Consider the following 17268-nt stretch of genomic DNA (forward strand, 5'->3'; position numbering starts at 1 on the left):
AGGCCTCAACATGTCGATCACCGGACCGCGCCCCATTCCCGCTCTGGACCACCTGCCCAGGCCGCTCTACGCCCGTGCCGAGAGCCTGGGCGCCGGGTCCTGGACCACCCGTCACCAGCATGACTGGGTGCAGTTCTCCTATGCCATCAGCGGCGTGCTTGGTGTCTATACCAGCGACGGCAGCTACTTCGCCCCGCCGCAGTGGGGGGTGTGGATCCCGGCCGGCACCGAGCACGAAGTTCTGACCTCGATGCAGGCCGAGATGCGCAGCCTGTACGTGCGCCGCGACGCCTGCCCCTGGGCGCCGGGTGAGTGCCGGGTACTGGAGGTCACGCCGCTGGCGCGGGAACTGATCAAGCAGTTCTGCACTTTCGCGGTGAACTACCCGGAAGGCGACAGTGCCGAGGCGCGGCTGGTGGCCGTGTTGCTGGACCAGCTGCGCACCCTGCCGCAGGTGGGATTCTCGCTGCCACTGCCACGTCACCCGGGCCTGCTGGCGTTGTGCAACGGCTTGATCGCCGCCCCCGACCAGCCCCAGACCCTGCAGCAGTGGGCGGTGCAACTCGGGGTGTCGGAAAAGACCTTGATGCGCCTGTTCCAGCGCGAGACGGGGCTGAGCTTTCGCAACTGGCGCCAGCGCATGCGCCTGCTGTCGTCGCTGGCGCTGCTGGAAGCCGGGGAGAGCGTCACCCAGGCCGCGCTGGGCTGCGGGTATGACTCGACCTCGGCCTATATCGCCGCGTTCCGCCAGCTGTTCGGCGCGACCCCGGGGGAGCTGCGGCTGTAGGTGGTGCTGGGAAAAACCACCCCGTCGAACTGGCACCACCTCGTTGCAGCATCACCAGCGTGGGAGCGGGCTGGCCCCGCGATCACCGGCAACGCCGGTGCCATGCAGCGCATCGCGGGGCAAGCCCGCTCCCACGAGGTTCATGAGATGGCTGGGCCATCAGTGACAGCACCCGCTGCCATTGGCCAGGTCCTTGAGGATCGGACAGTCCGGCCGGTCGTCGCCCTGGCAGTGGGCCACCAGCTCGCCGAGGGTGTCGCGCAGGCTTACCAGCTCCTCGATGCGCTTGTTCAGCGCCTCGATATGCTGCATGGCCAGGGCCTTCACGTCGGCGCTGGCACGCTGGCGGTCCTGCCACAGGGTCAGCAGCCTGGCGACTTCCTCCAGGGAAAAGCCCAGGTCCCGCGAGCGCTTGATGAACGCCAGGCTGTGCAGGTCCTCCTGCTGGTACAGCCGGTAGCCGCTTTCGCTGCGCGTGGCGGGGCGCAGCAGGCCGATGGACTCGTAGTAGCGGATCATCTTGGCGCTGAGCCCGCTGCGGCGGGCGGCCTGGCCGATGTTCATGGGGCCTCCTGGTCGATGGCGGTGGGTTTCCAGGTCTTCAGCCACAGGGCATTGCTCACCACGCTGACGCTGGACAGCGCCATGGCGGCGCCGGCCAGCACCGGATTGAGGTAGCCCAGCGCGGCCAGGGGGATGCCGATCAGGTTGTAGATGAATGCCCAGAACAGGTTCTGGCGGATCTTCGCGTAGGTCTTGCGGCTGATCTCCAGGGCGGCAGGTACCAGGCGCGGGTCGCCGCGCATCAGGGTGATGCCGGCCGCCTGCATGGCCACGTCGGTGCCACCGCCCATGGCGATGCCGATGTCGGCGGCCGCCAGCGCCGGGGCATCGTTGATGCCGTCGCCGACCATGGCCACCACGCCCTGTTGCTTGAGCGCGGCCACCGTGGCGGCCTTGTCCGCCGGCAGCACCTCGGCGTGCACGTCGTCGATGCCGAGGGCCTCGGCCACCACCTTGGCGCTGCCGCGGTTGTCGCCGGTCAGCAGGTGGCTGCTGATGTGGCGCGCATGCAAGGCGGCGATGGCCTGGCCGGCGCCGGGCTTGAGGCTGTCGCCAAAGGCGAACAGGCCTAGCACGCGAGGCTGGCTGCCGCGCTCGATCAGCCAGGACAAGGTGCGTCCTTCGGCCTCCCAGGCCTGGGCGCTGGCTGCCAGTTCGCCCGGCAGCAGTTGGCTCTCGTCGAGCAGGCGGCGGTTGCCCAGGGCCAGCTCGCGGCCGTCCACCTGGCCGGCGATGCCACGGCCGGTGAGGGACTGGCTGTCGGTCACTTGCGGTACGTCAAGATTGCGTTCGGCGCAGGCGTCGAACACCGCCTTGGCCAACGGGTGCTCGCTGCCGCGTTGCAGGGCGCCGGCCAGGCGCAGCAGTTCGTTGTCATCGCCGCTGCTGGCCTGCTGATGGACGATGCGCGGGCTGCCGGAGGTGAGGGTGCCGGTCTTGTCGAACACCACGCGGTTGACCGCATGGGCGCGCTCCAGTGCTTCGGCGTCCTTGATCAGGATGCCGTGGCGGGCGGCGACGCCGGTGCCGGCCATGATCGCCGCAGGTGTGGCCAGGCCCAAGGCGCAGGGGCAGGCAATCACCAGCACGGCGACGGCGTTGATCAGCGCGGTTTCCAGCGGTGCGCCGGCCAGCCACCAGCCGACCAAAGTGACCAGGGCCAGTACCAGCACTGCGGGGACGAACACCTGGCTGACCCGGTCGACCAGCTTCTGGATCGGCGCCTTGGCCGCCTGGGCGTCCTCGACCAGGCGGATGATGCGGGCGAGCACGGTCTCGGTGCCCAGCGCCAGGGTCTTCACCAGCAGGCGGCCTTCGCCGTTGATGGCGCCACCGGTCACCGCGTCGCCGGGCTGCTTGGGCACCGGCAGGCTTTCACCGCTGATCAGGGCTTCGTCGGCGTGGCTGCTGCCTTCGAGCACCTGGCCATCGACCGGGAAGCGTTCGCCGGGCTTGACCAGCACCACATCGTCGAGGCGCAGCTGGCTGATGGCGACGTCTTCCTCGCGCCCGTCGATAACCCGCACGGCGCGTTCCGGACGCAGGGCTTCCAGTGCCCGGATGGCGCTGGCGGTCTGGCGCTTGGCGCGGCTTTCCAGGTACTTGCCCAGCAGCACCAGGGCGATCACCACCGCCGAGGCTTCGAAGTACAGGTGCGGCTCCATGCCGCTGTGCGCATTGGCCCATTGGTACAGGCTCAGGCCGTAGCCGGCGCTGGTGCCCAGGGCGACCAGCAGGTCCATGTTGCCGGCGCCGGCGCGCACGGCCTTCCAGGCGGCGACGTAGAAGCGCGTGCCAAGGATGAACTGCACCGGGGTGGCCAGCAGGAACTGCGCCCATGCCGGCAGCATCCAGTGCAGGCCGAACGGTTGCACCAGCATTGGCAGCACCAGTGGCAGTGCCAGCAGCAGGGCGGCGGCGACCGCCAGGCGTTCGTTGCGCAGGCGGCGTCGGGCCTGTGCCTGGTCATCGTGGCTGGCAAGCGGCAGGGTGGCGCTGTAACCGGCCTTCTCGACCGCAGCGATCAGCGCGCCGTCGTCGACGCCCTCGAGCACCTCAAGGTGGGCGCGTTCGCTGGCCAGGTTGACGCTGACCTGCTCGACCCCCGGCAGCTTGCCGAGGGCGCGCTCGACCCGGCCGGCGCAGCTGGCGCAGGTCATGCCGCCGATCTGCAGTTCGAGGGTGCGGGTGGGGACGCTGTAGCCGGCGTCGCGCACCGCGTCGACCAGCGCTGGCAGGCTGTCGGCCGGGGCCTGGACCCGGGCCTGCTCGGTGGCGAGGTTGACGCTGACGTGTTCGGTACCGGTGACCTTGCGCAGGGCGCGTTCGACCCGACCTGCGCAGCTGGCGCAGGTCATGCCGCCGATCGGCAGGTCGAAGGTGGTGGATGCGGGCATGGCTCTCTCCTCCGTGGACAGGCCTCCAGCATCAACCTTGCCATGCGGGCAAGGTCAATAGCCCAGGCCGGCTCTCTTGAGCACCAGGCCATTGTGCCCCATGGCGATCCGGTATTTGTTGATCTGGCCCGCCTGCAGGGTCAGCCGCGTGCTGCGCTGGTCCTCGACGCCGGGGGCGCAGCCGGGTACCTGCCCGGGCAACAGGCGCAGGCGCACATCGACGGGGCCCGGCGGCAGGTTGAACGAGGTCGCCTGTTCCTGGAACAGGCGGCCGGACAGCTGGTCATTGAGGTAGATGCCGATCTCGCAGCTGGTGGCCACCTCCAGGCGTTCCCGGGAAATGATCAGCACGCTGTAGTCCGAATTGCCCTCGGCGCTGGCCGGTGGCACGACGGCCAGTGCGCCCAGCAATCCGACGAGGCCCAATGCTGCCCTGATCATGAAAAATCTCCTGCTTGCCAAAATCGTCAAAGGCGCAGCTTGGCCGAGCCGCGCGCGGATTTCCAGCCCGGCCGTTTTCCGCGGAACTTGACCTTGCCCCGATGGCAAGGCTGAGACTGGGCAAAACCCACAAGGAGGCAACCTCGATGCAAGTATTCAATGTGCAAGGCATGACCTGTGGCCATTGCGTGAAGGGCGTGACCCGCGCGGTGCAGGAGCAGGATGCGGCGGCGCGGGTGGAAGTGGACCTGGCGGCGCGGCAGGTGCGGGTGGAGAGTGCCCTGGCGGCGGATCGGATCCTCGCGGCGATTCGTGAAGAGGGGTATCAGGCCGAAGTGGCCTGATAAGGCAACCTCTGTAGGAGCGGGCTTGCCCCGCGATGGCGCCAGAACAGGCAATGATGTTGGCCTGGCTGGCCTCATCGCGGGGCAAGCCCGCTCCCACGCTGATCCTCCCACGCCGATTCTGCTGCAACCCTGTTCTCTGCCTTTTCCTACAGGACACTCAGATCAATTATTACAAAGGTTTTCAACGCCGGGTGATCCAGTGCAGGTAGACTAGCGAACTTGCTTAGCCTGCTATGGATTCTCCATGAACCTGCGAACCTTGCTGATTCTCGGCGCCCTCAGTGCGTTCGGGCCTCTGGCGATCGACTTCTATCTGCCGGCCTTCCCGGCCATGGCGCATGCCTTCGGCACCGACGAAAAGCATGTGCAGGCCACCCTGGCCGCCTACTTCCTCGGCCTGTCCCTGGGTCAGCTCGCCTACGGGCCGGTGGCCGACCGTTTCGGCCGGCGCCTGCCGCTGCTGTTCGGCGTCGGCCTGTTCACCATGGCGTCGCTGGCCTGCGCCTATGCGCCCAATCTCGACAGCTTGATCCTGGCGCGGTTCGTCCAGGCCCTGGGTGGCTGCGCCGGCATGGTGCTGTCGCGGGCGATCGTCAGCGACAAGTGTGACGCGGTGGCCTCGGCCAAGGTGTTCTCGCAGCTGATGCTGGTGATGGGCCTGGCGCCGATCCTCGCGCCGATGCTCGGTGGCGTGCTGGTCAACGTGGCAGGTTGGCAGTCGATCTTCCTCGCCCTGGGGTTGTTCAGCGCGGCGTGCCTGCTGGCGGTCGGCCTGGGCCTGCCGGAAAGCCTGCCGGCCCATATACCGCGCCAGCCGCTGTCGGGCGCGCTGCGCCAGTACCTGAGCCTGCTCGGCGACCGGGTGTTTGTCGGCCATGCACTGACCGGTGGCATCGCCATCGCCGGGATGTTCGCCTACATCGCCGGTTCGCCGTTCGTGTTCATCAAACTCTACGGTGTGCCGCCCGAGCACTACGGCTGGTTGTTCGGCACCAACGCCGCCGGCTTCATCCTGATGGCCCAGGTCAATGCGCGGCTGCTGGCCAAGCGCGGCCCGGCGTTCCTGCTGGCGCGAGCGGTGTGGTTGTACCTGGTGGCGGCGCTGGCGCTGCTGGTGGTCGCGGCGTTGCGCCCGGCACAGCTCTGGCCATTGCTGGTGCCGCTGTTCGTGTGCATCGCCAGCCTCGGCTGCATCATCCCCAACGCCTCGGCCTGCGCCATGAGCGGGCAAGGTACGCGTGCGGGCAGTGCCTCGGCCCTGATGGGCTGCCTGCAGTTCAGCGTCGCCGCGGGCGCGGCGGCGCTGGTCGGGGTGCTGCATGACGGCAGCGCGGTGCCCATGGCGCTGGTGATCAGCCTGTGCGGCGCGCTGGTGGTCAGTGTCGCAATGCTGACCCGGCGCCTGCAGGCCAGCCGGCCTGCGTGAGCGGGTGGGGCGCGTTGAGGCGCGCCTCCAGCAGGGCAACGAACGACCGTGCCTCGGCCTCGCTACGGAAACTCACCACATGCTGGTCGAGCTGGACCTGCCAGGGGCAGGCGGGATTCCGGTTCGACGCACTGACGACAATCTTCATCGCGATCCACCTCCAGTGAGCGGGAGCGGATCTAGTGTAGCGCTGCCCCCGCCCCGTGCCATGACCAGGGTCAGTACCCTGACTGACGGTCATGACGGTCTGAAGTAGGGAGACCTTCTGTTTTGCAAGGCGGAAATATTCCCCTTCACTGTCGGACATATCGAGCCCCCTGATAGCAGCTGTCAGCTTCGTTCCCGCTACAGCCACGGTAGTACGGGGGATGAGCAGGATCAGCCGTCTATCGCTCTGACAGACGCATCTTTCAGAACGTTTTTTGGGAGGCGAATGCCGACCCGCCTGGGCCATGCCTCCCTCACAGCGAGCGCCTTCCAGCGGCTTATACTGCCTCCGGCGACCAGCGTGGCGTGAGCGTTTTGCGCGGCTGGCGCCGATCATCCGGCACACGAACCATCCCGCGCTTGCCCACGCCGGAGGCAGGGCATCTGCGGCGTTCGCCAGCAGGCGGGATTCATCAGGGAGCTTCAGGTTCATGAACGCAGTCCGCAGCATCAGTCAGGTCGCCAACCTGATGGCCGATCCCAAGCGCAGCGCCATGTTGTGGGCGTTGATCGATGGCACCCCGCGTGCGGCGGACGAGCTTGCCGTGCTCACCGGCTTGAGCACCTCGTCGGCCTGCGCGCACCTGTCGCTGTTGTCCAGTGCCGGGCTGCTCAGGCACGAGGCGCGTGGCCGCAAGCGCTTCTTCCGCCTGGCCACGCCGGAGGTCGGCACCGCCGTGGAGGCGCTGGCCAGCGTTCAACTGGCGAGCCGCTCACCGGCAGAGCAGGGCACGACGCTGCAGATTCCCCTGTCGATGCGCAAGGCGCGCCTGTGTGGCGACCACCTGGGCGGCGAAGTGGCCGCCGCGCTGCTCCACCGCCTGCATGTGGCCGGTTGGTTGGAGGGGAGCGAGCAGTACCTGTCGGTGAGCCAGGAGGGCAAGGAGCATCTGGAGGCGCTGGGGGTGTTCATCGACGCGCTGGCTGCCGGTGACCGGCACGGCTGCGTGATTTGCCACTGCAGCAAATGGAACGATCAGGGCCCGCACCTGGGCGGTTGCCTGGGCAAGGCCCTGCTTCGGCTGTTCACCCAGTCGGGCTGGGTGCGTGAACAGGAGGGCAGCCGGGCGGTGCAGCTCACACCGCTCGGCCAGCAGCAGATCAACGCGATCGCCTGCCTCCCGGCCCGACAGGCCGGCTAGCGGACCAGGCGCGCGTCCAGGCTGTTCTGCGCCAGGCGGCGTGCCTGGTCCTGGGTCATGCCCAGGTGCTGGTGCAGGGCGTGGAAGTTCTCGGTGACATAGCCACCGAAGTAGGCCGGATCATCGGAGTTGACCGTGACCTTCACGCCACGCTCGAGCATGTCGAGGATGTTGTGCTGGCCCATATGTTCGAATACGCACAGTTTGGTGTTGGACAGTGGGCAGACGGTCAGCGGGATCTGCTCGTCGATGATGCGCTGCATCAGGCGCTCGTCCTCGATGGCGCGCACGCCGTGGTCGATCCGCTGGATCTTCAGCAGGTCGAGGGCTTCCCAGATGTACTCGGGCGGGCCTTCCTCGCCGGCATGGGCCACGGTCAGGAAGCCTTCGCTGCGGGCGCGGTCGAAGACGCGCTGGAACTTGCTCGGCGGATGGCCTTTTTCCGAGCTGTCCAGGCCCACGGCGACGAACGCGTCGCGGAACGGCAGGGCCTGGTCCAGGGTCTTGTGCGCTTCGTCTTCGCTCAGGTGGCGCAGGAAGCTGAGGATCAGGCCGCTGCTGATGCCCAGCTGCTCGCGACCATCCTTCAAGGCCCGGTTGATGCCATCGAGCACCACCTCGAACGGGATGCCCCGGTCGGTATGGGTCTGCGGGTCGAAGAACGGCTCGGTGTGAATGACGTTCTGCGCCTTGCAGCGCTTCAGGTAGGCCCAGGTCAGGTCGTAGAAGTCCTGCTCGGTGCGCAGGACATCGGCGCCCTGGTAGTAGAGGTCGAGGAATTCCTGCAGGTTGTTGAAGGCATAGGCGCTGCGCAGGGTCTCGACGTCCGCCCAGGGCAGGGCGATCTTGTTGCGTTCGGCCAGGGCGAACAGCAGTTCGGGCTCCAGCGAGCCCTCCAGGTGCATGTGCAGTTCCGCCTTGGGCAAGGCGTTCAGCCATTCATACATGTGTGCAATCTCGATCAGGTACGGTTGGCCGCCATTCTACAGGGCCTGGCCGGGCAATGCGCCCACCCAGGCCGGTATCGCCCGGGTTTACCAGATGAGCGCCTCGCCCTTGTAGTTGATGAAGCGCAGGCCACCGTTGCCGCTCTGGGCCTTGATCTGCTCGAGCATGCCACGGGTGCTGGTGAGCACGTCGATCTCGGCGTTCTCGCCGCCCATGTCGGTCTTCACCCAGCCCGGGTGCATGGCCAGCACGGCCAGGTCGGGGCGCTGCAGGTCGACCACGAAGCTGTTGATCATCGAGTTGAGCGCGGCCTTGCTGGCCTTGTACAGGCAGACTTCGCCACCGTCGGGGATGGTCACGCTACCCAGGATCGAGCTCATGAAGGCCAGCACGCCGCTGCCTTCGCGCACCTGGCCGGCCAGGCGGCGGGCCACACGGATCGGCGCCACGGCGTTGGTCATGAACAGGTCGCCGATCTGCCGTACCTGCACGCTTTCCAGATCCTGCGGCAGCGGGCCCATCACCCCGGCGTTGACGAACACCAGGTCGAAGACTTCGCCTTGCAGGCGTTGCTTGAGCCCGTCGAGCTGGGCGGTGTCGTTCATCTCCAGGCGCTCGATGCGCACCCCGGAGACTTCGCCCAGCGCACCCGGCTGTTGCGGGTCGCGCACGGTGGCGACGACGTTCCAGCCGTCTTCGCGCAGGCGTTGCACCAGGCCCAGGCCGAGGCCTCGGGAGGCGCCGATGATGAGGGCGGTCTTGTTGGCGGTCATAGCGATACTCCATATCAAGAGCGCGGCGAGCGGTGCTGGGCACAGGTTCGCTTGTCGCGCGGCAACGTGGCGGTTGCCCTCCACTGGGAGGGCCTGGGTGACGAGCATAAACCAGGAAGAGGTCGGCTGCCCTGTCGCGGCTGGTCAAAAAATGATCGAAGGTCTGAAAGGCCTATGGAGACGGGGTCTGACAGGGTGGTTCACGGGTTATCCACAGGCCGCTCCACAGTAATTGTGTGCAAGCGCGACAGCCTGAAAATGCCCGTTTCAGGGAACGCAGTCGCTACTGACTGGGGATAACTCACACGCTTTCAGTGACTTGGGTTAATGTCACACAAATGTGATCAAAATATGCTCAATATACTGCAGGCCTTGCCGAACAAGGCCTGCAGCGGAGTGCCCCAAGCTTATCCACAGGCAGGCCCACAGCAGTTGTGGGCAACGCTCAGGCCCGTTCCAGCAGGATGCGCCCGCGGCTCAGGTCGGCGAGCTGCTGCTGCAGCACCTCGAGGTGGCTGTCACCCAGGGCGATGCGCAGGTCGACGCCGTTGGCGGTGAACTGCTCGTCCAGCACCAGGCCGTCGACTTCGCCCAGGCGCAGCTTGACCAGCGCCAGTTCGCTGAAGGTGCAACTGCAGATGAACTCGCTGCGCTGTACCAGCAAGCGCTTGGGCGCTTGCTGCAGGCACTTGTTGGCGCCGCCGCCATAGGCCCGGGCCAGGCCACCGGTGCCGAGCTGGATGCCGCCGTACCAGCGGATCACCAGGACCACCACCTGGTCGCAGTCCTGGGCCTCGATGGCGGCAAGGATCGGGCGCCCGGCCGTGCCGCCAGGCTCGCCGTCGTCGCTGCTGCGGTATTGGCCGCCGAGCTTCCAGGCCCAGCAGTTGTGGGTGGCCGCCAGGTCGCTGTGGCGTTCGATGAAGGCCATGGCCTCGGCCGGGCTGCTGATCGGGCCGGCGAGGGTGATGAAGCGGCTCTTGCGGATTTCCTCGCGGAACTCGCAGAGCTCGAGCAGGGTAGAAGGCATAAGTCCGGGTCAGGCGGGCGTGCTGATGCCGCAGCCTTTGAGAATGATGTGGATAAGGTTGTTGCTGGCGTCTTCCATGTCCTGCTTGGTCAGCCGGCTGCGGCCGGTCACCTGGCAGATCTGGGTGGCGAAGTCGGCGTAGTGCTGGGTGCTGCCCCAGAGCAGGAAGATCAGGTGCACAGGGTCTACCCGGTCCATCTTGCCGGCGTCCATCCAGGCCTGGAACACCGCGGCACGGCCGCGGAACCATTCGCGGTAGTCGGCGCTGAAGTACTCGCTCAGGCATTCGCCGCCGCTGATCACTTCCATGGCGAAGATTCGCGAGGCCTGCGGGTTGCGCCGGGAGAACTCCATCTTGGTGCGGATGTACTGGCTGAGCGCCTCGGCCGGGTCGTCCTCCACGCTCAGGGCGTTGAAGGTGCTGTCCCACAGCTCGATGATGTTGCTCAGCACCGCGATGTACAGGCCCAGCTTGTTGGTGAAGTAGTAGTGCAGGTTGGCCTTGGGCAGCCCGGCCTTGAGCGCGATGGTGTTCATGCTCGTGCCCTTGTAGCCGTGCCGGGCGAACTCGTCTTCGGCGGCCTGGATGATGGCCTGCTCGTTCTTCTGGCGAATGCGGCCGGCGGGCTTGCCCGAGGCGGGGGAGCGATGCGCAGGGACTTCTAGGGTCATGGACGATTCCGGGCGGGTCGTTACGGATGTCCGACAGATTACCTGCCTGTGCCGAAGTGACAAGCATTAGCGGTAGAGATGCGTATCAACGTGTCGCAGCCAGACTCTCGAGGAAGCTTTCCAGCACCAGGTTCGGCCGGCGGCCCTTGCGCGTCACCCAACTCAGCCCCAGGTCATAGAAGCGCTGGGCGGGCTTGAGCGCACGCAGGCGCCCTTGCTGCACCCAGAACATCGCGTAATGGTCGGGCAGGTAGCCGATGTAGCGCCCGGTGAGGATGAGGAAGGCCATGCCTTCGCGGTCCGAGGCGCTGGCGGTGCAGCGCAGGGCCTGGTAATGGGCCTGGATCTCGGCCGGCAGGCGGAAGGTCGGGGCGATCGCATCCTGGTCATTGAGGCGATCGTCGTCGATCTGCTGGTCATCGGCATAGAACAGCGGATGGCCGACCGCGCAGTAGAGCAGCGAGCGCTCGCTGTACAGCGGCTGGTATTCAAGCCCGGAGAGCGGGCTGGTCTGCGGCACCACGCCGACATGCAGGCTGCCGTCGAGCACGCCCTGCTCGACTTGGCTGGGCGCGATCATGCGGATCTGGATGTGTACGTCAGGGCCACGGTCCTTCAGTTCGGCCAGGGCGTGGGTGATGCGCATGTGCGGCAGGGTCACCAGGTTGTCGGTGAGGCCGATGTTCAGTTCGCCGCGCAGGTGCTGGTGCAGGCCGTTCACTTCGGTGCGAAAGGTTTCCAGGGCGCTGAGCAACTGCAGCGCCGAATGGTAGACCTCGCGGCCTTCCTCGGTCAGCGAAAAACCGGCGCGGCCTCGTTGGCATAGACGCAGCCCCAGGCGTTGCTCGAGGTCGTTCATCTGCTGGCTGATCGCCGAGCGGCCGATCCCCAGCACGTTCTCCGCCGCCGAGAAGCCGCCGCATTCGACGACGCTGCGGTAGATTTTCAGCAGGCGGATGTCGAAATCGCTGACCTGGGCGAGGGGATCGGGGCGTCGGCTCATTAGTTTAGTTATCCGCTGACTGAAGATTAGAAATGCTGGGTTTTTCGAACTTTATCGCCGTGACAATTTAGCTGCAACAACACCCATCGTTGCCTAATCGTCTTCCGAGGAATCGCCCGATGAACATGCCCGAAACCGCCCAGGCCGGTCTGGCCAGCCAGCTCAAGCTGGACGCCCACTGGATGCCGTACACCGCCAACCGCAACTTCCAGCGCGACCCGCGGCTGATCGTGGCGGCCGAAGGCAACTACCTGGTCGACGACAAGGGCCGCAAGGTGTTCGACGCCCTCTCGGGCCTGTGGACCTGCGGTGCCGGGCATACCCGCAAGGAGATCAGCGAGGCGGTGGCCCGCCAGGTCGCCACCCTCGATTATTCGCCGGCCTTCCAGTTTGGCCACCCGCTGTCGTTCCAGCTGGCCGAGAAGATCGTCGACCTGGTGCCGGGCGACCTGAACCACGTGTTCTTCACCAACTCCGGTTCCGAGTGCGCCGACACCGCGCTGAAGATGGTCCGCGCCTACTGGCGCCTGAAGGGCCAGGCCACCAAGACCAAGATCATCGGCCGTGCCCGCGGCTACCACGGCGTGAACATCGCCGGTACCAGCCTGGGCGGCGTCAACGGCAACCGCAAGCTGTTCGGCCAGTTGCTGGATGTCGACCACCTGCCACACACCGTGCTGCCGGCCAACGTGTTCAGCAAGGGCATGCCGGAAGAGGGCGGTATCGCCCTGGCCGACGAGATGCTCAAGCTGATCGAGTTGCATGACGCCTCGAACATCGCCGCGGTGATCGTCGAGCCGCTGGCCGGTTCCGCCGGTGTGCTGCCGCCGCCGAAGGGCTACCTCAAGCGCCTGCGCGAGATCTGCAGCCAGCACAACATCCTGCTGATCTTCGACGAAGTGATCACCGGCTTCGGCCGCATGGGCGCGATGACCGGCGCCGAAGCCTTCGGTGTCACCCCGGACCTGATGTGCATCGCCAAGCAGGTCACCAACGGCGCTATCCCGATGGGCGCGGTGATCGCCACCAGCGAGATCTACCAGACCTTCATGAACCAGCCGACCCCCGAGTACGCGGTGGAATTCCCCCACGGCTACACCTACTCGGCGCACCCGGTCGCCTGCGCCGCCGGTATCGCCGCGCTGGACCTGCTGCAAAAGGAAAGCCTGGTGCAGTCCGCCGCCGAGCTGGCGCCGCACTTCGAGAAGCTGTTGCACGGCATCAAGGGGACGAAGAACGTCGTCGACATCCGCAACTATGGCCTGGCCGGCGCCATCCAGATCGCCGCGCGCGACGGTGATGCCATCGTCCGTCCGTACGAGGCGGCCATGAAGCTGTGGCAAGCCGGCTTCTATGTGCGCTTCGGTGGCGACACCCTGCAGTTCGGGCCAACCTTCAACACCCAGCCGCAAGAGCTGGATCGCCTGTTCGACGCGGTGGGCGAAGCCCTGAACAAGGTCGACTGACTTTTCTGATTTTGACGTCGGGCGCGTGAGTACCACGCGCCTGTCTCTACCTTCTTTATCTGGAGTTCTGCATGAGCATTGTTCAGCACCTGATCCACGGCGAGCTGGTCACCAAGGGCGAGCGCACCGCCGATGTCTTCAACCCGTCCACCGGCCAGGCCGTGCGCAAGGTCGAACTGGCCAGCCGCGCCACCATCCAGCAGGCCATCGATTCGGCCAAGGCCGCCTTCCCGGCCTGGCGCAACACCCCGCCGGCCAAGCGCGCCCAGGTGATGTTCCGCTTCAAGCAGTTGCTGGAGCAGAACGAGGCGAAGATCTCGCAGATGATCAGCGAGGAGCACGGCAAGACCGTGGAGGACGCCGCTGGCGAACTCAAGCGCGGCATCGAGAACGTCGAGTTCGCCTGCGCCGCCCCTGAGCTGCTCAAGGGTGAGTACAGCCGCAACGTCGGCCCGAACATCGACGCCTGGTCCGACTTCCAGCCGCTGGGCATCGTCGCCGGCATCACCCCGTTCAACTTCCCGGCCATGGTGCCGCTGTGGATGTACCCGCTGGCCATCGCCTGCGGCAACGCCTTCATCCTCAAGCCGTCCGAGCGTGATCCGAGCTCGACCCTGTACATCGCCCAGCTGCTGCTGGAAGCCGGCCTGCCGAAGGGCATCCTCAATGTCGTGCATGGCGACAAGGAAGCGGTCGATGCGCTGATCGAGGCACCGGAGGTCAAGGCCCTGAGCTTCGTCGGTTCGACCCCGATCGCCGAGTACATCTATGCCGAGGGCACCAAGCGCGGCAAGCGCGTCCAGGCCCTGGGTGGCGCGAAGAACCATGCGGTGCTGATGCCAGACGCCGACCTGGACAATGCCGTCAGCGCGCTGATGGGCGCGGCCTACGGTTCCTGCGGCGAACGCTGCATGGCCATCTCGGTGGCGGTGTGTGTCGGCGACCAGGTGGCCGATGCGCTGATCGCCAAGCTGGAGCCGCAGATCAAGGCGCTGAAGATCGGTGCCGGCACTTCCTGTGGCCTGGACATGGGCCCACTGGTGACCGCCGCCGCGCGTGACAAGGTGGTGGGGTACATCGATGACGGCGTTGCCGCTGGCGCCAAGCTGGTGGTCGATGGCCGTGGTTACCGTGTGGCCGGTAACGAGGATGGCTATTTTGTCGGCGGCACCCTGTTCGACAAGGTCACCCCCGAGATGCGCATCTATAAGGAAGAAATCTTCGGCCCGGTGCTGTGCGTGGTGCGTGTGAACAGCCTGGAACAGGCCATGCAACTGATCAACGAGCACGAGTACGGCAACGGTACCTGCATCTTCACCCGTGACGGTGAGGCGGCGCGGCTGTTCTGCGACGAGATCGAAGTGGGCATGGTCGGCGTCAACGTACCGCTGCCGGTACCGGTGGCGTACCACAGCTTCGGTGGCTGGAAGCGTTCGCTGTTTGGCGACCTGCATGCCTATGGCCCGGACGGTGTGCGCTTCTATACCCGTCGCAAGGCGATCACCCAGCGCTGGCCACAGCGGGCCAGCCATGAGGCTTCGCAGTTTGCGTTCCCGAGCCTGTAAGGCACAGGGATGAAAGCGGGGCGGCCGACAGGCCGCCCCGTTTTGTTTCTTGGCTGCTTATATAGGTGCTAGGGGTGTGGCGAACACCTGGCAGCCCCGGCGCGGTGTTTTCCCCCCGATATTTCACTTTCATGAAATTAACGGTTGACGCCCTGTCAGATCCCCTTATAATGCGCCCCACTTCCGACGTAGTCGAAACGAAAAACCTCTTGTTAATCAATAGGTTGAACGTTTCAGGTGGTATCGGAGGTGCTTCGATCACCTGATCGGCAGCGGTGAAAAAGGCAGTTGACAGCAGGTTGTAACGCTGTATGATTCGCCTCCCGCTACGAGAGATCGCAGCGAGTCAAGTGTTTGAAGTGAAACGAAAAACTTCAAAATAAACGCTTGACACGAAATGAGGAAAGCGTAGAATGCGCGCCTCGGTTGAGACGAAAAGCGCTTAACCAAACGCTCTTTAACAAATTGAATCAAGCAATTCGTGTGGGTGCTTGTGAGTACGGACTGATAGTCGCCAAGATTATCAGCATCACAAGTGGCCATGCGAGAAATCACATAGTCATTTGAGATTGCTGAGCCAAGTTTAGGGTTTCTTAAAAACCCAAGCAGTATTGAACTGAAGAGTTTGATCATGGCTCAGATTGAACGCTGGCGGCAGGCCTAACACATGCAAGTCGAGCGGATGACGGGAGCTTGCTCCTTGATTCAGCGGCGGACGGGTGAGTAATGCCTAGGAATCTGCCTGGTAGTGGGGGACAACGTTTCGAAAGGAACGCTAATACCGCATACGTCCTACGGGAGAAAGCAGGGGACCTTCGGGCCTTGCGCTATCAGATGAGCCTAGGTCGGATTAGCTAGTAGGTGAGGTAATGGCTCACCTAGGCGACGATCCGTAACTGGTCTGAGAGGATGATCAGTCACACTGGAACTGAGACACGGTCCAGACTCCTACGGGAGGCAGCAGTGGGGAATATTGGACAATGGGCGAAAGCCTGATCCAGCCATGCCGCGTGTGTGAAGAAGGTCTTCGGATTGTAAAGCACTTTAAGTTGGGAGGAAGGGCAGTAAGTTAATACCTTGCTGTTTTGACGTTACCGACAGAATAAGCACCGGCTAACTCTGTGCCAGCAGCCGCGGTAATACAGAGGGTGCAAGCGTTAATCGGAATTACTGGGCGTAAAGCGCGCGTAGGTGGTTCGTTAAGTTGGATGTGAAAGCCCCGGGCTCAACCTGGGAACTGCATCCAAAACTGGCGAGCTAGAGTATGGTAGAGGGTGGTGGAATTTCCTGTGTAGCGGTGAAATGCGTAGATATAGGAAGGAACACCAGTGGCGAAGGCGACCACCTGGACTGATACTGACACTGAGGTGCGAAAGCGTGGGGAGCAAACAGGATTAGATACCCTGGTAGTCCACGCCGTAAACGATGTCAACTAGCCGTTGGAATCCTTGAGATTTTAGTGGCGCAGCTAACGCATTAAGTTGACCGCCTGGGGAGTACGGCCGCAAGGTTAAAACTCAAATGAATTGACGGGGGCCCGCACAAGCGGTGGAGCATGTGGTTTAATTCGAAGCAACGCGAAGAACCTTACCAGGCCTTGACATGCAGAGAACTTTCCAGAGATGGATTGGTGCCTTCGGGAACTCTGACACAGGTGCTGCATGGCTGTCGTCAGCTCGTGTCGTGAGATGTTGGGTTAAGTCCCGTAACGAGCGCAACCCTTGTCCTTAGTTACCAGCACGTTATGGTGGGCACTCTAAGGAGACTGCCGGTGACAAACCGGAGGAAGGTGGGGATGACGTCAAGTCATCATGGCCCTTACGGCCTGGGCTACACACGTGCTACAATGGTCGGTACAGAGGGTTGCCAAGCCGCGAGGTGGAGCTAATCTCACAAAACCGATCGTAGTCCGGATCGCAGTCTGCAACTCGACTGCGTGAAGTCGGAATCGCTAGTAATCGCAAATCAGAATGTTGCGGTGAATACGTTCCCGGGCCTTGTACACACCGCCCGTCACACCATGGGAGTGGGTTGCACCAGAAGTAGCTAGTCTAACCTTCGGGAGGACGGTTACCACGGTGTGATTCATGACTGGGGTGAAGTCGTAACAAGGTAGCCGTAGGGGAACCTGCGGCTGGATCACCTCCTTAATCGAAGACATCAGCCTGCTGATGAGCTCCCACACGAATTGCTTGATTCATGATGTAAAGACGATCAAGACCCAAAGTTTTACCCTTAGGTCTGTAGCTCAGTTGGTTAGAGCGCACCCCTGATAAGGGTGAGGTCGGCAGTTCAAATCTGCCCAGACCTACCAATTTTGGTTGGAATGTAGAGCACCCCACGCCTCTGGGTAAAGAGTGGTGAGGACGGCTATTCTGCAGTTCAAATCTGCCCAGACCTACCAATATGCGGGGCCATAGCTCAGCTGGGAGAGCGCCTGCCTTGCACGCAGGAGGTCAGCGGTTCGATCCCGCTTGGCTCCACCACTTTCTGTTGTGTCT

Annotated in this window: 15 protein-coding genes, 2 tRNA genes and 1 rRNA gene; 9 read left to right on the top strand and 9 right to left on the bottom strand. The window is 64.4% G+C overall.

The genetic code is table 11. The features are described 5' to 3' along the window. The first annotated feature begins 10 nt into the window (after positions 1 to 10). The gene (locus tag K2O50_RS03570) at positions 11 to 787 is read left to right on the top strand and encodes a helix-turn-helix transcriptional regulator (RefSeq protein ID WP_050703629.1); all 777 of its coding nucleotides are present in this window, start codon (positions 11 to 13) and stop codon (positions 785 to 787) included. A 159-nt stretch (positions 788 to 946) separates the two neighbouring features. Here the strand turns inward: K2O50_RS03570 and cueR are convergent, their stop codons facing one another. Genes cueR through K2O50_RS03585 form a run of 3 tightly spaced genes read right to left on the bottom strand, consistent with a single transcriptional unit; the run spans position 947 to position 4188 of the window. Next, entirely contained in the window at positions 947 to 1351 is a 405-nt protein-coding gene (cueR, locus tag K2O50_RS03575; protein WP_050703630.1) for a Cu(I)-responsive transcriptional regulator, read from the bottom strand. Next, positions 1348 to 3747, bottom strand: a complete 2400-nt coding sequence (locus K2O50_RS03580; protein WP_050703631.1) for a heavy metal translocating P-type ATPase — start codon at positions 3745 to 3747, stop codon at positions 1348 to 1350. The genes cueR and K2O50_RS03580 overlap by 4 nt, the downstream gene beginning before the upstream one ends. 54 nt (positions 3748 to 3801) lie before the next feature. Then, on the bottom strand, positions 3802 to 4188 hold the full coding sequence (locus K2O50_RS03585; RefSeq protein WP_050703632.1) for a hypothetical protein: 387 nt from the start codon (positions 4186 to 4188) through the stop codon (positions 3802 to 3804). Positions 4189 to 4334: 146 nt separating this feature from the next. Between K2O50_RS03585 and K2O50_RS03590 the strand changes: the two genes are divergently transcribed. Further along, a complete protein-coding gene (locus K2O50_RS03590) occupies positions 4335 to 4532 on the top strand; it encodes a heavy-metal-associated domain-containing protein (protein WP_050703633.1) in 198 nt (65 codons plus the stop codon). A gap of 247 nt (positions 4533 to 4779) precedes the next feature. After that, positions 4780 to 5961 carry a multidrug effflux MFS transporter gene (locus tag K2O50_RS03595; protein WP_050703634.1) on the top strand — a complete coding sequence of 394 codons (1182 nt, stop codon included), beginning with the start codon at positions 4780 to 4782 and terminating at the stop codon, positions 5959 to 5961. Here K2O50_RS03595 and K2O50_RS03600 read toward each other — a convergent pair. Continuing rightward, positions 5912 to 6109 (bottom strand): hypothetical protein, encoded by a 198-nt coding sequence (locus K2O50_RS03600; protein ID WP_082337625.1) that lies wholly within the window; start codon positions 6107 to 6109, stop codon positions 5912 to 5914. The genes K2O50_RS03595 and K2O50_RS03600 overlap by 50 nt on opposite strands. Positions 6110 to 6599: 490 nt before the next feature. On the opposite strand from K2O50_RS03600, the gene K2O50_RS03605 reads away from it, so the two are divergent. Continuing rightward, positions 6600 to 7310 (top strand): helix-turn-helix transcriptional regulator, encoded by a 711-nt coding sequence (locus K2O50_RS03605; RefSeq protein ID WP_050703635.1) that lies wholly within the window; start codon positions 6600 to 6602, stop codon positions 7308 to 7310. Here K2O50_RS03605 and K2O50_RS03610 read toward each other — a convergent pair. From K2O50_RS03610 to K2O50_RS03630, 5 genes are all read right to left on the bottom strand, one after another. Further along, positions 7307 to 8257 (bottom strand): adenosine deaminase, encoded by a 951-nt coding sequence (locus tag K2O50_RS03610; RefSeq protein ID WP_050703636.1) that lies wholly within the window; start codon positions 8255 to 8257, stop codon positions 7307 to 7309. The two genes, K2O50_RS03605 and K2O50_RS03610, sit on opposite strands and share 4 nt — an antisense overlap. A gap of 87 nt (positions 8258 to 8344) precedes the next feature. Continuing rightward, complete coding sequence (locus tag K2O50_RS03615) at positions 8345 to 9031, bottom strand: SDR family oxidoreductase (RefSeq protein ID WP_050703637.1); 687 nt, start codon at positions 9029 to 9031, stop codon at positions 8345 to 8347. Positions 9032 to 9476: 445 nt separating this feature from the next. Further along, positions 9477 to 10061, bottom strand: coding sequence for a YigZ family protein (locus tag K2O50_RS03620; protein ID WP_050703638.1), 585 nt, complete (start codon positions 10059 to 10061; stop codon positions 9477 to 9479). A 9-nt stretch (positions 10062 to 10070) separates the two neighbouring features. Then, positions 10071 to 10733, bottom strand: a complete 663-nt coding sequence (locus K2O50_RS03625) for a TetR/AcrR family transcriptional regulator (protein WP_023629633.1) — start codon at positions 10731 to 10733, stop codon at positions 10071 to 10073. Between the two features lie 85 nt (positions 10734 to 10818). Continuing rightward, positions 10819 to 11736, bottom strand: a complete 918-nt coding sequence (locus K2O50_RS03630; RefSeq protein WP_050703639.1) for a LysR family transcriptional regulator — start codon at positions 11734 to 11736, stop codon at positions 10819 to 10821. Positions 11737 to 11855: 119 nt separating this feature from the next. Here K2O50_RS03630 and K2O50_RS03635 point away from each other — a divergent pair, with 119 nt between their 5' ends. The 5 genes from K2O50_RS03635 (at position 11856) to K2O50_RS03655 (ending at position 17253) form a co-directional block, all read left to right on the top strand. Beyond that, entirely contained in the window at positions 11856 to 13202 is a 1347-nt protein-coding gene (locus K2O50_RS03635; protein WP_050703640.1) for an aspartate aminotransferase family protein, read from the top strand. A gap of 71 nt (positions 13203 to 13273) precedes the next feature. Beyond that, positions 13274 to 14767, top strand: coding sequence for a CoA-acylating methylmalonate-semialdehyde dehydrogenase (locus K2O50_RS03640; protein WP_050703641.1), 1494 nt, complete (start codon positions 13274 to 13276; stop codon positions 14765 to 14767). A 613-nt stretch (positions 14768 to 15380) separates the two neighbouring features. Further along, a 16S ribosomal RNA gene (locus tag K2O50_RS03645) occupies positions 15381 to 16917 on the top strand. 87 nt (positions 16918 to 17004) lie between these two features. Then, positions 17005 to 17081: transfer RNA gene (locus K2O50_RS03650), tRNA-Ile, on the top strand. Positions 17082 to 17177: 96 nt separating this feature from the next. Beyond that, a tRNA-Ala gene (locus tag K2O50_RS03655) sits at positions 17178 to 17253 on the top strand. Positions 17254 to 17268 lie beyond the last annotated feature (15 nt).

This window comes from Pseudomonas sp. 2hn (genome assembly GCF_019646095.1).
GTDB lineage: Bacteria > Pseudomonadota > Gammaproteobacteria > Pseudomonadales > Pseudomonadaceae > Aquipseudomonas > Aquipseudomonas peradeniyensis.

What these genes read in the sequence shown, in the direction of transcription:
- K2O50_RS03580 (WP_050703631.1), bottom strand. Translation starts at nt 3,747, where the DNA reads ATGCCCGCATCCACCACCTTCGACCTGCCGATCGGCGGCATGACCTGC.
- K2O50_RS03595 (WP_050703634.1), top strand. Translation starts at nt 4,780, where the DNA reads ATGAACCTGCGAACCTTGCTGATTCTCGGCGCCCTCAGTGCGTTCGGG.
- K2O50_RS03600 (WP_082337625.1), bottom strand. Translation starts at nt 6,109, where the DNA reads ATGAAGATTGTCGTCAGTGCGTCGAACCGGAATCCCGCCTGCCCCTGG.
- K2O50_RS03590 (WP_050703633.1), top strand. Translation starts at nt 4,335, where the DNA reads ATGCAAGTATTCAATGTGCAAGGCATGACCTGTGGCCATTGCGTGAAG.
- K2O50_RS03635 (WP_050703640.1), top strand. Translation starts at nt 11,856, where the DNA reads ATGAACATGCCCGAAACCGCCCAGGCCGGTCTGGCCAGCCAGCTCAAG.
- K2O50_RS03605 (WP_050703635.1), top strand. Translation starts at nt 6,600, where the DNA reads ATGAACGCAGTCCGCAGCATCAGTCAGGTCGCCAACCTGATGGCCGAT.
- K2O50_RS03615 (WP_050703637.1), bottom strand. Translation starts at nt 9,031, where the DNA reads ATGACCGCCAACAAGACCGCCCTCATCATCGGCGCCTCCCGAGGCCTC.
- K2O50_RS03610 (WP_050703636.1), bottom strand. Translation starts at nt 8,257, where the DNA reads ATGTATGAATGGCTGAACGCCTTGCCCAAGGCGGAACTGCACATGCAC.
- cueR (WP_050703630.1), bottom strand. Translation starts at nt 1,351, where the DNA reads ATGAACATCGGCCAGGCCGCCCGCCGCAGCGGGCTCAGCGCCAAGATG.
- K2O50_RS03630 (WP_050703639.1), bottom strand. Translation starts at nt 11,736, where the DNA reads ATGAGCCGACGCCCCGATCCCCTCGCCCAGGTCAGCGATTTCGACATC.
- K2O50_RS03640 (WP_050703641.1), top strand. Translation starts at nt 13,274, where the DNA reads ATGAGCATTGTTCAGCACCTGATCCACGGCGAGCTGGTCACCAAGGGC.
- K2O50_RS03570 (WP_050703629.1), top strand. Translation starts at nt 11, where the DNA reads ATGTCGATCACCGGACCGCGCCCCATTCCCGCTCTGGACCACCTGCCC.
- K2O50_RS03625 (WP_023629633.1), bottom strand. Translation starts at nt 10,733, where the DNA reads ATGACCCTAGAAGTCCCTGCGCATCGCTCCCCCGCCTCGGGCAAGCCC.
- K2O50_RS03585 (WP_050703632.1), bottom strand. Translation starts at nt 4,188, where the DNA reads ATGATCAGGGCAGCATTGGGCCTCGTCGGATTGCTGGGCGCACTGGCC.
- K2O50_RS03620 (WP_050703638.1), bottom strand. Translation starts at nt 10,061, where the DNA reads ATGCCTTCTACCCTGCTCGAGCTCTGCGAGTTCCGCGAGGAAATCCGC.